The organism is Mesorhizobium sp. 113-3-9 (assembly GCF_016756515.1).
Taxonomy (GTDB): domain Bacteria; phylum Pseudomonadota; class Alphaproteobacteria; order Rhizobiales; family Rhizobiaceae; genus Mesorhizobium.
In genome coordinates, this window is record NZ_AP023246.1 from 5,979,602 (window position 1) to 5,991,890 (window position 12,289).

Here is a 12,289-nt window from a genome sequence, read left to right on the forward strand (position 1 = left end):
CCGCATGGATCATGTGTTGGTTCAAGGCCCGGTAAGGGACGCGTTGAGGCGCAGAAGACCAAGCGAGGGTGCTGCCGGCGCCATGCCGGCCGCGACGACATCGCCGATCAATTTTTCCGCCGCCGCGGCGGTGGCAAGAAAGCCCAGCGTTTCCAGAATCTGGTCGACGCTTCGCTTCACGGCATCATCGTTTCCCGCGACGGCGGCACGCAGCGCCGGCAGCGTCTTGCCGTTGGTCAGGTCGGCCCAGTCCAGCCAGCCTGCCTCGACCCCATCCGCCAGACTGAGCGCGCCAAGATACTGCGTGTCCTTCAGGATCAGCCTGACCAGGACACGCTGCCGGCGACTGTCCAGGCGCGGCATCAAATGCAGGACGAAAAGCGTCGGTTTGCCGCCTTCAGCGACCAGCGTGTCGGCCATGTGCATCACCGCCACGTCACTGCCGGACGCGGCGACCATCCGGGCGACAAGGATATCGACATTGTTGTCGGCGCCGAACTGCCATGCGCCGATGAAATCAGCCTCGGACACGCCAAAACGCGCGGCAAGGTCGACCAAATTGCAGGTTTCGAAGAGTTCGGCGCGGCGCCTTTCCTGCGCCGGAGATTTCAGCTTGGCCGGCGCGTAGGTGGTGCGGCGGCGGATGAAGCCGGATTTGCCTTCCGTGATGAAGGCGGCGAGTTCGGATATCGGATCTTCCGGCCCGCTATCGCCTGGCTGGCCGTGCTCGCCCAACCGCGCCAGCAGCCGGCCCGCCAATTCGCGCACCTTGCCGAAACGATCGGCGGACAGGCTTTTCAGGAAGGGCACGTCATCAGGCCCCAGGCCGAAATGCATGAGCGCGATCAGCGCAAGCCTGATCTCGGCTGGTTCGCTTGATCCCTTGGCCTCGATCAGCTGCCGCGCCACCGCCGGCGCGGTGCGGCGCATGTCGGCCAGCGCATTGCGGCGTGCAGCGGGATAGAACTCGTCCCAATTCTGCGCCGTCAGTTGCTCACGTCTCGTGTGTTTTTCGCCGTCGACACCAGCCTGCCAGTCGATCCATGGCGCATAGACATCCGGACTGGTCTGATCCGACGCGGCCGGCATCCAGTCCATCGGATGCAGCACGAAGCCGCGGCTGGCGACAAGGGCAACCACGCGCGACTTGCCCCTTGCGTCGGCGGCCTGTTTCAGCGCCGCCCGCAACAGCGGCCGCAGCCGCTCCGGCAGCATCGGCAAAGCAAGCTCGGGCAGCGGCGGGCGACGCTTCAGCGTCTTTGGTGCTGCCGGCCGCAAGGCGATTTCGAGGGCTTGCGCGGCGATCGCCAGCAACCGGCGCTCACGCTCGTCGGGGCTGGCGCCAGCGGCGAACTCCTTCCATGTGGCTGGAGCCAACTCAAAGCTGGTTCCGCCGGTGATCCAGCAATCGCGCATGGTCGCAAGGCCCGTCTGCTCGATCTCGTTCACGACAGGTCAAGCCTCCCGAACCCGCTCTGCGCCGCCAGCAGATGAAGCCGGCTGCCGCTCCAAAGCGCTGCCGTTGCCGCGAGGTCGAGACCAAGCAGCGTGGGATTGACGGTATCTGCGATCGGCAAGGCGATGCCGTGCGGATCGTCAGCGGATTGCCACCAGGCATCGCCCCGATCGTCGAGCAGGATCGCGCCGGGCGGCAGCATGATGGGGCAATCGGTGAGCCAGGGAGCCATGTCCTGGTGAACGACATGGGCCGCGAGCGGATCGGCTGCGTCAAAGCCGAAATCCGGCCATTGCCCTGACGAGACATCACCCTTGCGCTCCACCACCAGCGCCCGCAACGGCTGGCGCGCGGGATAAAAGACCAGCCTCGCGTCGAAGCGATCGCCCGGCGTGAAGGCGTTGGACCGGCGACCGGCAGAGGCCGGGAAATAGTCGAGCAGGAGAGCAAATTGCGGGGCGGCGCTCTTCAGGTCGAGCAGCCAGGTAGAATGGCTGACAAGGCCGTCACGGCGCGTCTCGATCTTTTCGCCCAGCACCTCCCAGATGCTTTCGATATGGATCGCCTCGGGATTGGCGAGCACCTGATCGCGGCTTTCCGAAGTCGATACCAGTCGCCGCAGCTCGGCGTCATCGGGTGTGGAGCGCCAGGCCTTGGCCAGCAGCACGAGCTTGCCGAGTTCGCGGATCGTCGCGTCCGGGCGTTCCTCGCTGCGCAGACCCATCAGCCGTGACGGAATCTCGTCGATGCGGCCGGCAAGTGCCGTCGCCTTCATGTCGACCAGCCGTGCGGCAATCCGGCGGCAGCGATCGCTGCTGTTGTCGACAAAGCCAGCAAGCCCGAGCCGCAATTGATCCGATATCCATTGATCGAGCTCGTCCAAAGCCGCCGAGACCGAGGACCGCGTATCTTCGGCCCGCTTGCGCTGCGCGGCCTCGCGGCGTTCGATCGCGGCTGGATCCTCGACAGCAACGCTTTCGTCGTCAAGCGAGGCCTCGCCGATGCTCTTGCCCACCGCACCGGGCGCTGGTGCAGCCGGCTGCGAGGTGGTTTTCCGGCGCCGGCCGAGCCAGTCATTCACCCATTCCGGCGTCGAGCCCGCGGCGGTGAAACTCGCTGGCGTGGTGGCGGCGATCCACATCAGCGCCAGAGTGTGCTTGCAGGGGAATTTTCGTGACGGACAGGTGCATTTGTAGCCGTGGTCGCCGGTGTCCACGACGACGCGATAGGGGTTGGAGCCGGAGCCCTGGCATTCGCCCCAGATAAGCGCCTGCTGCTCGTTCTTTTCGAGGCGGGGCCAGTTCGATTGCTTGGTCAACTTGGAAGCGGAGCTCAGCGACGCCTGGTCGGGCGCGAGCGCTTCGATGGTTTTCAAGTCAAATTCCAAGCCGCGCCTCTCGTCGCTCGAACGAACGCCCACTGCCAGTATAGATGGCCTGATGTGACGGATTCTTGTAGCAGCAGAGGGATAGAAGTCGATACAGCCGACTGCAACAGTTGCGCCGACCGATCTGGCCCGCAGGCAGACAGCTGCTTTTCAGCGCTGTCTGCCGACAGAATGCTTGTGCGGCGGATATGGCTTATTGCAGCGTCCGCAATGGCGACTGGACAGCGCGGTCATGCGCGACACCGGCATCGGCATCGGCGATCGCCCTATCGAGACCGGTTGCCACCACCGAAACCCTGAAGCGGCCTTCCATGCTCTTGTCGAAGATGGCGCCGACGATGATGTCGGCGTCCTCATAGACCTCTTCGCGGATGCGGGTGGCGGCCTCGTCGACCTCGAACAGGGTCATGTCGCGGCCGCCCGATATCGACACCAGCACGCCCTTGGCGCCCTTCATCGACACTTCGTCGAGCAGCGGGTTGGCGATCGCGGCTTCGGCCGCCTTCATCGCCCGGCTTTCGCCTGACGCCTCGCCGGTTCCCATCATGGCGCGGCCCATGCCGCGCATGACCGATTTGACGTCGGCGAAGTCGAGATTGATCAGGCCTTCCTTGACGATGAGGTCGGTGATGCAGCTGACGCCGGAATAAAGCACCCGGTCGGCAATCACGAAGGCGTCGGCGAAGGTGGTCTTGGCGTCGGCGATGCGGAACAGGTTCTGGTTGGGGATGACGATCACCGTGTCGGCGGCTTCGCGCAGCCGCTCGATGCCCTCCTCGGCCATCTGCATGCGGCGCCGGCCCTCGAAGGTGAAGGGCTTGGTGACGACGCCGACGGTCAATATGCCGGCCTTGCGCGCCGCCTGCGCGATGACCGGGGCGGCGCCGGTGCCGGTGCCGCCGCCCATGCCGGCGGTGACGAAACACATATGCGTGCCGGCCAGATGATCCATGATCTCGTCGAGCGATTCCTCGGCCGCGGCGCGGCCGATCTCGGGCAGCGAGCCGGCGCCAAGGCCTTCGGTGACATGCGCGCCAAGCTGGATCAGCCGCGTCGCCTTCGACATGGTCAGCGCCTGGGCGTCAGTGTTGGCGGCGATGAATTCGGTTCCCTGAAGCTGTTCCGCGATCATGTTGTTGATGGCGTTGCCACCGCCGCCGCCGACGCCGATAACGGTGATCTTGGGTCTCATCTCGGAGATTTCCGGCTTCTTGAACTCGGCCATGCCTGCTTCTCCTTCGCCAATTGCGCGCTTCACGACCCACCCGCGGATTGCCTGCAAGACATTGCAATCGAGCGGCATGACGCGAATCAGTCCGTTCGGATGGGTGCCCCAAAAAGCCAGAGAGAGGCCGGACGTGCAAGTGCGGGCAAGCTCAAGATTTGTGATGAAGGGGCCGACCTCGTGCGACCGGCTGTCCGATCCCAGGCGATCGACCCGTGATCCGGCCTTCTTCAGGACGCCTTGCGCTCCGGAACCTGACTGGTCGCCCGCTCCAGGATCGGCATCATCAGCGCGAACAGCTCCGCCTGCGATGACAGGCTGCATTTGTTGTAGAGCTGCTTGCGGAAAACCTTCACCGTCTGCGGGCTGACGCCGAGGTTCAAACCGATCGATGGCGAGGAGTGCCCCTGCAAAATGAGGAGCGCCACTTCGGCCTGGCGCTTGCTCAACAGCACATTGTGATGCGTGCGCATCGCCGCGATCAGGCTGTCGGTGATCGACATCGGGCGCGGAGCGACCGCGGGCGGGGCTTCGGACGCAACCCAATGCGCACGCAGCAGCGACATGATCGCCGGCTCATGCGCGCGCAGGCAGTCCTCGGCCTTGGCCGCGAAAGCCTGGCCGGAAGAACCGTCCTTGCCCATCGAAATGGTGATGGTGGCATTCTCGCCGATCGGCAGCACGACCGATATTTCGTCGGTGATGCCGATCCGGCCGTAATACCACTTGAAATAGCGGCTGCGGCGAAACTGGTCAGGCGCCACGTCGAGAAGACGATAGAGCCCAGGCGCGCCACGCCTCAGGTGAAAATGATAGATCGGATCAAGCAGATAGGCGGCCGGCAGATATTGTTCGGCGAGATAGCGAAACACATCGGGACCATAGATCTTCTTGTAGAGCACGTTGGGCACAGCGGTACCCGAGAAAACGATGACGATGACATTGTCGTAGCTCAGGCAGCGCCGCAGATACTCGGTAACAGCCGGATAGAACTCGCGCTTGCCGATCGCATCGATGGCCAGCGCCAGGCCTTCAAAGATGGACTTTGTCACCAATCATACCCCAATGGGGGTATATACCCCCAAGAAACGATGCTCGTAGTGTAAATCAAAAAAAACAGGGGTACGAGAGAATTGTCCAGCATGCCATTCAAGAGAGCGCACAGGCCGGGGTCGCGGCGCGGATCTTTGCCGCGATGAAACGCCCCGTCGATCATGGCGCCATGGCCGTTTCGGGCTATACGGTTCCCTGGCATATAGCGGCCGGAGCGCCCGTGGCGCTTCATGTCTCCTCGTCCCGGCCGGTGCGCGACGTGCGGATCGTGCGGCTCGATACGCCCACGGCCGAGTTCATGGACTGGCGTGCCGAACCGACAGGCAGTGCCGCGTCGCATCGCGACTTCGACCATGGGTCCTTCCCTAGGATCGCGGCAACGGAACTGGCCAAGGCCACCGAGATCAGCGGCGTCGCCTTCGAAGTGTATTTGACCCGAAATGACGGCGCCCGCGTGCTCTTCGAATGCGGAAATCTGCGCCTTGGGTTGCAGGACGGACGCCTGACATCAACCTATGACGGCAAGCCGCAGGAAGTCGGCGAGGCCTTGCCGGCAAACACCTGGCTGACGGTCGAGATTTCGTCCGATGGCAACGCGACGATCCTGAAGATCGGCTCGGACGACCTCTTGTCGCCCTATCGCCTGCATCGTCAATTCGATCGGCCCTGGTCTCCCACCGGCGACATGGTCTTCGGCGCCGGTGCGGCGAACGATGTCAAAACGCTGAATGCCAAGTTCTCGGCGATCGCGCTGCAGACTGCGACCGGACACATTGCCTGGACGTTCCCTACCTTGCTGCCGAGCGGCCCGATCGCCTCGGCCGGCGGAGACAGCGTCCTCTTGCTGGAAACCGTCAACCAGCCGGCATTCTGCATGACCTCGCGGCGCTGGGATGGATCAAGTTTCGACCCCCGGCTGGTGCCGTCGCATTACGACGCGGTGCATTGCCATGACGACGACATGGGCGCATTGCAGTGGCCGGCCTCGTACCATCTGCATGTTCCCGACGAGGCTCCCGCGGGCGTCTATGCCTTCGAGGTCGGCCATGACGAAGGCGCGGAGCGCATCGTCTTCTTCATCACCTCGTCCGTGCGCCGTGCGCCGCTGCTGTTCCTGGTGCCGACGGCCACCTATCTCGCCTATGCGGATGAATTCCTGCCGGCGCATCTTTACGAATGGATGTGCGAGGATCGTGGCCATCGCTTCGCGATCGATAACAATCTGAAGTCGCTCTACGACTATCACAGCGACCTCAGCGGCGTGTCGATCGCTTCCTACAAAAAGCCGAAGGCGACGCTACGCGACGACTACAATTACCCGCTATGCGGCTGCCCGCACAATCTGCCGGTCGACCTGCATTTTCTGCGCTTCTGCCACAATAACGGCATCGCCTTCGATCTCATCACCGATCGCGACCTGCATGAGCGGGGCGTTGGGGGTTTGCAGGGCTATGAGGCGGTCATCACCGGCAGCCATCCCGAATACATGTCCGTCGAGATGGAGCACGGGCTGCGCCAGTTCGCCGCGACGGGCGGCGCCATCGCCTATCTCGGCGGCAATGGTTTTGCCGGCAAGGTGGCCTTCCAGGACGATCTGATGGAGCTGCGCCGTTCGCCGCTCGAGGCGGGCCGCACATGGGATGGCCCGATCGCCGAACAATCGCTTTCGATCACCAACCAGCCGGGCGGCCATCTGCGCGCCAGCGGGCGCGGCGAATTCTCGCTGACAGGCGTCGCCATCTCGCTGATGGGTTTCGATGGTGCACGGCCTTTCACGCGCACGCCGGACAGCCATCACCCTTCAGCCGCATGGCTGTTCGAGGGCGTCACCAACGAGACCTTCGGCGACGAAGGCATCGTGCTTGGCGGCGCGGCCGGCTACGAGGTCGATGCCACCGATCCGCATCTCGGCACCTCTCCCGATACGACAGTCATTGCGCGCGCAACCGGCTTTCCGGACAGCTTCGTCCATGACGCGACACGCTGGTACGAGGGCGGCGCGGACGAACGAGCATCGCGGCGCTGCGCGGAGATGACGTTGCGCCATCTGCCTTCGGGCGGTCTGATCTTTTGCGCGAGTTCGGTCGCCTGGTGCGGCGCGTTGCCGACCGGCGATGCCATGAACGACGTCGGCAGGATCACAAAGAATTTGCTGACGCATCTGGCGGCGGCAAAGAGCCGGACAAACCCGGATCGACGGCAACAGAGCGGGGACCAACCCGCCGCCCGATCGGGTTCGACGGCATAGCGACAGTTCAACATCACACTTTGGGAACAAGGACCAGGATCATGGGATTGAGAAAACACTTCATCGGGGCGGCCGCCCTGTTGGCACTCGCCACCGCAATGCCGTTCGCGACGCAAACGGCAAAGGCACAGGACCTGCCGGTCGAACCGGGCGTGTTCAAGCTCGCAATATCGCCCTGGCTCGGCTACGGCATGTGGTACATCGCCCAGGAAAAGGGCTTCTTCAAAGCCAACGGGCTGGAAGGCGTCGAGCTGACCAATTTCGTCGAAGACAAGGACATGGGCGCGGCTGTTGCCGCCGGACAGGTCGACGGCGACAATGAGTCCATTCAGCAACTGCTGGCCAAGGTGCAGGCCGGCATTCCGATCAAGGGCGTGCTGCTTCTCGATGCCAGCACAAAGGCCGATGCCATCCTGGTCAACAGCGACATCAAGACCGTGGCCGATCTCAAGGGCAAGCAGGTTGCCTTCGAGCGCGGCTCGACCAGCGATCTGCTGCTGAACTATGTGCTGCAGAAGAACGGCATGACCATCGACGACGTCAACGTCCTGCCTATGCCGGCCGCCAGCGCCGGCACGGCTATCATTTCCGGCACCGTGCCGGCGGCCGTGACCTATGAACCGTATATTTCGGCCGCCATCGGCGCCGACAAGAACATCAAGGTGCTGGCCGAGGCCGGCGAGGCGCCGGGATTGATCAGCGACGTGCTTTCCGTGCCGGAGGAGACGCTGAAGAAGAAGCCGGGCCAGGTGCAGGCCATGCTGAAGAGCTGGGACCAGGCGCTCGAATATTACCGTGCCCACACCGAGGAAGGCCGTGCGATCATCGCCAAGGGCGTCGGCGCCGAGCCGGCGGACCTCGCGACGGCCTTCGACGGCGTGTCGTATTATTCGGTCAGCGAAAGCCAGAAGGCACTGAACGGCGTGTTCAAGTCCGACACCTATCCCGGCATCGTCAAGGCGGCGATCGCCGCCAAGCTGATCGACAAGGATATCGCCTACGACGCAGCCATCGACTCGACCGTGGCGCATTCGAAGTAAGCGTTGCCAGACCGGCGGGCGAGCCAATGCGGCTCGCCTGTCAATGGCGGGAAGAAATCCAGACATGACCAGCACCGCCGTTCAAGTGGCCTTGACGTTCGATTTCGATGGCTATTCGACATGGATCGGCAGCCATCGGGCGACGTCACCGAGCATGCTCTCGCGCGGCGAGTTCGATCCGATCGGCGCGCGCCGCATCCTCAACGTGCTGGAGCAGGCCGGCATTCCGGCAACCTTCTTCGTGCCTGGCCATTCGGCGCTGGCCTTCCCGCCGGTGGTGCGCGCCTTCCGCGATGGCGGCCACGAGATCGGCCATCATGGCTGGGTCCATGAGAACCCCGTGCTGCTGACGCGCGAGGAAGAGCGCACCGTCCTGCTGAGAGGCCTGGAAGCACTGGACAAGGTCGCCGGCGTCAGGCCCTCCGGCTACCGGTCGCCGGCCTGGGACAATAGCCCGTCCACCGTCGAACTGCTGCTCGAATTCGGTTTCGAATACGAGAGCTCGATGATGGGCAACGATCACGAACCGTACTGGTGCCGGATCGGTGACGCGTGGTCGACCACGGAAGAATTCCGCTTCGGCCTGCCGGTCGAGCTCGTCGAAATGCCTGTCGCCTGGCATCTCGACGATTTCCCACAATTCGAATTCCTGGCGACCGACAAGGGCTATCTGCCAGGCGGCCGCGCGCCGTCGACGGCGCTTGAGATCTGGAAGGCCGAGTTCGACTTCCTCTACCAGCGGATCGGCAGCGGCGTGATGGTGGTGACCATGCACCCGCAGATCATGGGACGTGGCCACAGGCTGCTGATGCTGGAAGAATTCATCCGCCATGTCGCCTCGCATGAGCGCGCCGGCTTCACGACTTGCCAGGATTATGTGCGGCACTGGCGCAAGGGGCGTTCGCCTTCCCTGCCCGTGGATGCCGGCGACAACAGGCTGACCAGATGAAAACGGCAATCGTGACAGGGGCCGCCGGCGGGATCGGCGCGGCGATCGCGACGCTGTTCGCCTCGTCAGGCGCGACCGTGATCGCGCTCGACCGGTCGTTCACCGGCGTGAGCGAACAGGCCACTGGTGCCGGCCAGATCCTGTCGGCCTCCTTCGATGTCGCTGATGAAGCCGATTGGACTGCCATTTCCGACATGGTTTCCGAGCGGTTCGGTCATCTCGATGCGCTGGTCAACAATGCCGCCATCTTCAATCCGGTGCCGTTCCTGGAAGAAAGCGTCGCCGGTTTCCAGGCCGTTACCGACGTCAATCAGCTTGGCACGTTCCTCGGCATGCGCGCCGCCGCGGCGCTGATGCCGGCACAGGGCGGTTCGATCGTCAATGTCTGCTCGACGGGCGGGTTGAGGGGGTTCAGCGGCGCCTTCGCCTATTCGACATCGAAATGGGCGATCCGCGGCATGACCAAGGTCGCGGCGCGCGAACTTGCCGGCCGCAACATCCGCGTCAACGCGGTGCATCCGGGCCTTGTCGACACGCCGATGCTTGGCGAGAACACGGCCGAAAACCTGACCAGGATGGCTGCCTCGGTGCCGCTCAACCGGTTGGCGAAGCCAGAGGAAATCGCGCATCTCGTCGCGTTCCTGGCGTCGCCCGGCAGCGAATACATCACCGGCTCCGAATTCACGATCGACGGCGGGCAGACGATCTAGATCCGCCTGGGAAGGACTGGCAATGGAAAGGCGATTTCAGGGAAAGACCGCCGTGGTGACCGGCGCCGGCAACGGCATCGGCATGGCCACCGCCAGGCGCCTGCAGGCCGAAGGCGCGGATGTGCTTTCGGTCGACTGGAACGCGGACTATCTGGCGGATTGCGCGGAACCGAAACTGATGATCGATCTCGCCGAGGACGATGCCCCGGCGCGCATCGTGGCAACCGCCAAGGCGCGGTTCGGAACCGTCGACATGCTGATCAACAATGCCGGTGTCGCCGGGCCGAAGGCGCTTGCCGACAGCAGCGACGCATTGATCGACCATGTCATGGGCATCAACGTGCGCGCGGCGATGCGGCTGACACGCGACATGCTCCCGCATCTGGCGAGGCCGGGCGGCTGCATCGTCAATGTCTGCTCGGTGTTCGGCGAGATCGGATTTCCCAACACCGCTCCCTATGCCGCGTCCAAGGGCGCGCTTTCGCAACTGACGAGGCAGCTGTCCGCCGACCTGTCGGCCGACGGGATCCGCGTCAACGCCGTGGCGCCCGGCGTCATCAACACGCCGATCGTCGCCGAGCGCATCGCTTCGGACGCCTGGTACCGGCGCGCCATGATAGAAACCACGCCGATCCGGCGCGTCGGCACGGCCGAGGATGTCGCCGGCGGCATCCTGTTCCTGTGCGGCCCTGACGCCCAGTTCATCACCGGCCATATCCTGAACATCGACGGCGGCTGGCTGGCCGCGCGCGTCGCCCCGTGAGGGGCGTTTCGACAGCACGAAGGAAATAGAATGTCACCTGTAGCAATCCACGACCTGGCCAACATGTCCTCAGAGGCGCGCACACGCCTGCTCGAGCGGACCGAGGCCGATCTCACCGACACGATCAGCAAGGTCGAGCCGATCATCGCCGCCGTCAGGACCAGGGGTGACGATGCCCTGATCGAGCTCGCCGCCAAGTTTGACGGCGTGACGCTGGACCGCACGACGCTGAAAGTGTCCGCGAGCCAGATCGCCGGCGCCGAGAAGGAACTCGATCCCGAGATCGTCGCGGCGATCCGGCTCTCGGTGGCGCAGGTGAGGCGCTTCCATGAGGCGCAAATGCCCGACAATCTCTGGCTGAGCGAGGAAACCGAAGGCGCGCTGATCGGCGACCGCTGGACGTCGATCGATTCCGTCGCCTGCTACGTGCCGCGCGGCAAGGGTTTCTTTCCGTCGAGCGCGATCATGACCGCCGTACCGGCCAAGGTAGCCGGCGTGCCTAGGGTGGTCATCCTGACGCCGCCCGGGCCGGATGGTTCGGCCGACGCCGCCACGCGCTTCATCGCCTCCTTGATCGGCATCGAGGACATCTATCTCTGCGGCGGCGCCCAGGCGGTGGCGGCGGTTGCCTATGGCACCGAGACCGTGCCGAAATGCGCCAAGATCGTCGGCCCCGGCAGTCCATGGGTCAGCGCGGCACGCCAGCTTCTGTCGAACCGGATCGATCCGGGCAGCCCGGCCGGTCCGAGCGAGTTGCTGGTCTATGCCGACAGCTCGGTTCCAGCGGCACTTGCCGCATTGGAGCTGACGGTTGAATCGGAGCATGGCCCTGACTCATCCGCCTTTGTCGTGACGACCGATCGCGCCCTGGCGGAAGCCATCGCCGCCGCGGTGCCGCAGTTCTGGGAGGCAATGGGAGAGTACCGCGCCGATTTTTCCCGCACCGTGCTGAACGGCAGGAATGGCGGCATCGTGCTGGCGCCTTCGATCGAAGCGGCTTTCGACTTCATCAACGACTACGCGGCCGAGCATCTGGCCGTGCTGTCGACATCGGCCTTCGAGCTGCTGCCGAGGATCCGGAACGCCGGTGAGATCCTGCTCGGTCCGCATTCGGCAATTCCGATCGCAAACTTCGTGCTTGGACCGAGCCACGTCCTGCCCACGGGCGGGCGCGCCAACACCGCCTCGCCGCTCGCCGTCTTCGATTTCATGAAGCGCTCGTCGATCGCCTATTTGTCCCAGGCGGCCTATCAAAGGCTGGCTCCGGCGGCGCGCACCTTCGCCCAATATGAGGGCTTCATGGCGCATGCGAATTCGGTCTCGGAGATCCGCGACCGCATCCTGTCGAACAGCAGCCCTCTTTGTTTTGACGCAACTCCGGACGGAAAACCGTTTCACACTTTTCCTGGAATTGCTCTAGCGAGATCACGATGACCCTACAGACCGACACAGCCGTCC

At 64.1% G+C, this 12,289-nt stretch carries 10 protein-coding genes; 6 read left to right on the forward strand and 4 right to left on the reverse strand.

Annotation, left to right across the window (positions count from 1 at the left end; genetic code table 11):
• Positions 1–21: 21 nt before the first annotated feature.
• The 4 genes from MesoLj_RS29255 to MesoLj_RS29270 form a co-directional block, all read right to left on the reverse strand.
• Positions 22–1,449: a DUF5691 domain-containing protein gene (locus MesoLj_RS29255; RefSeq protein WP_202323454.1), complete on the reverse strand. Its 1,428-nt coding sequence runs from the start codon at positions 1,447–1,449 to the stop codon at positions 22–24.
• Positions 1,446–2,831 carry an SWIM zinc finger family protein gene (locus MesoLj_RS29260; protein WP_244735190.1) on the reverse strand — a complete coding sequence of 462 codons (1,386 nt, stop codon included), beginning with the start codon at positions 2,829–2,831 and terminating at the stop codon, positions 1,446–1,448. Before MesoLj_RS29260 ends, MesoLj_RS29255 begins: the two co-directional genes overlap by 4 nt.
• A gap of 205 nt (positions 2,832–3,036) precedes the next feature.
• On the reverse strand, positions 3,037–4,068 hold the full coding sequence (gene ftsZ, locus MesoLj_RS29265) for a cell division protein FtsZ (RefSeq protein WP_202323456.1): 1,032 nt from the start codon (positions 4,066–4,068) through the stop codon (positions 3,037–3,039).
• 230 nt (positions 4,069–4,298) lie between these two features.
• Complete coding sequence (locus tag MesoLj_RS29270; RefSeq protein WP_244735191.1) at positions 4,299–5,120, reverse strand: LuxR C-terminal-related transcriptional regulator; 822 nt, start codon at positions 5,118–5,120, stop codon at positions 4,299–4,301.
• Between the two features lie 143 nt (positions 5,121–5,263).
• Between MesoLj_RS29270 and MesoLj_RS29275 the strand changes: the two genes are divergently transcribed.
• The 6 genes from MesoLj_RS29275 (at position 5,264) to hisD (ending at position 12,265) form a co-directional block, all read left to right on the forward strand.
• A complete protein-coding gene (locus tag MesoLj_RS29275) occupies positions 5,264–7,369 on the forward strand; it encodes a N,N-dimethylformamidase beta subunit family domain-containing protein (RefSeq protein WP_202323457.1) in 2,106 nt (701 codons plus the stop codon).
• Positions 7,370–7,410: 41 nt separating this feature from the next.
• Positions 7,411–8,409 carry an ABC transporter substrate-binding protein gene (locus MesoLj_RS29280; protein ID WP_202323458.1) on the forward strand — a complete coding sequence of 333 codons (999 nt, stop codon included), beginning with the start codon at positions 7,411–7,413 and terminating at the stop codon, positions 8,407–8,409.
• Positions 8,410–8,473: 64 nt separating this feature from the next.
• A complete protein-coding gene (locus MesoLj_RS29285) occupies positions 8,474–9,358 on the forward strand; it encodes a polysaccharide deacetylase family protein (RefSeq protein ID WP_202323459.1) in 885 nt (294 codons plus the stop codon).
• The gene (locus tag MesoLj_RS29290) at positions 9,355–10,068 is read left to right on the forward strand and encodes an SDR family NAD(P)-dependent oxidoreductase (protein ID WP_202323460.1); all 714 of its coding nucleotides are present in this window, start codon (positions 9,355–9,357) and stop codon (positions 10,066–10,068) included. Before MesoLj_RS29285 ends, MesoLj_RS29290 begins: the two co-directional genes overlap by 4 nt.
• 22 nt (positions 10,069–10,090) lie before the next feature.
• The gene (locus MesoLj_RS29295; protein ID WP_202323461.1) at positions 10,091–10,831 is read left to right on the forward strand and encodes an SDR family NAD(P)-dependent oxidoreductase; all 741 of its coding nucleotides are present in this window, start codon (positions 10,091–10,093) and stop codon (positions 10,829–10,831) included.
• A gap of 30 nt (positions 10,832–10,861) precedes the next feature.
• A complete protein-coding gene (hisD, locus tag MesoLj_RS29300; RefSeq protein ID WP_202323462.1) occupies positions 10,862–12,265 on the forward strand; it encodes a histidinol dehydrogenase in 1,404 nt (467 codons plus the stop codon).
• Positions 12,266–12,289 lie beyond the last annotated feature (24 nt).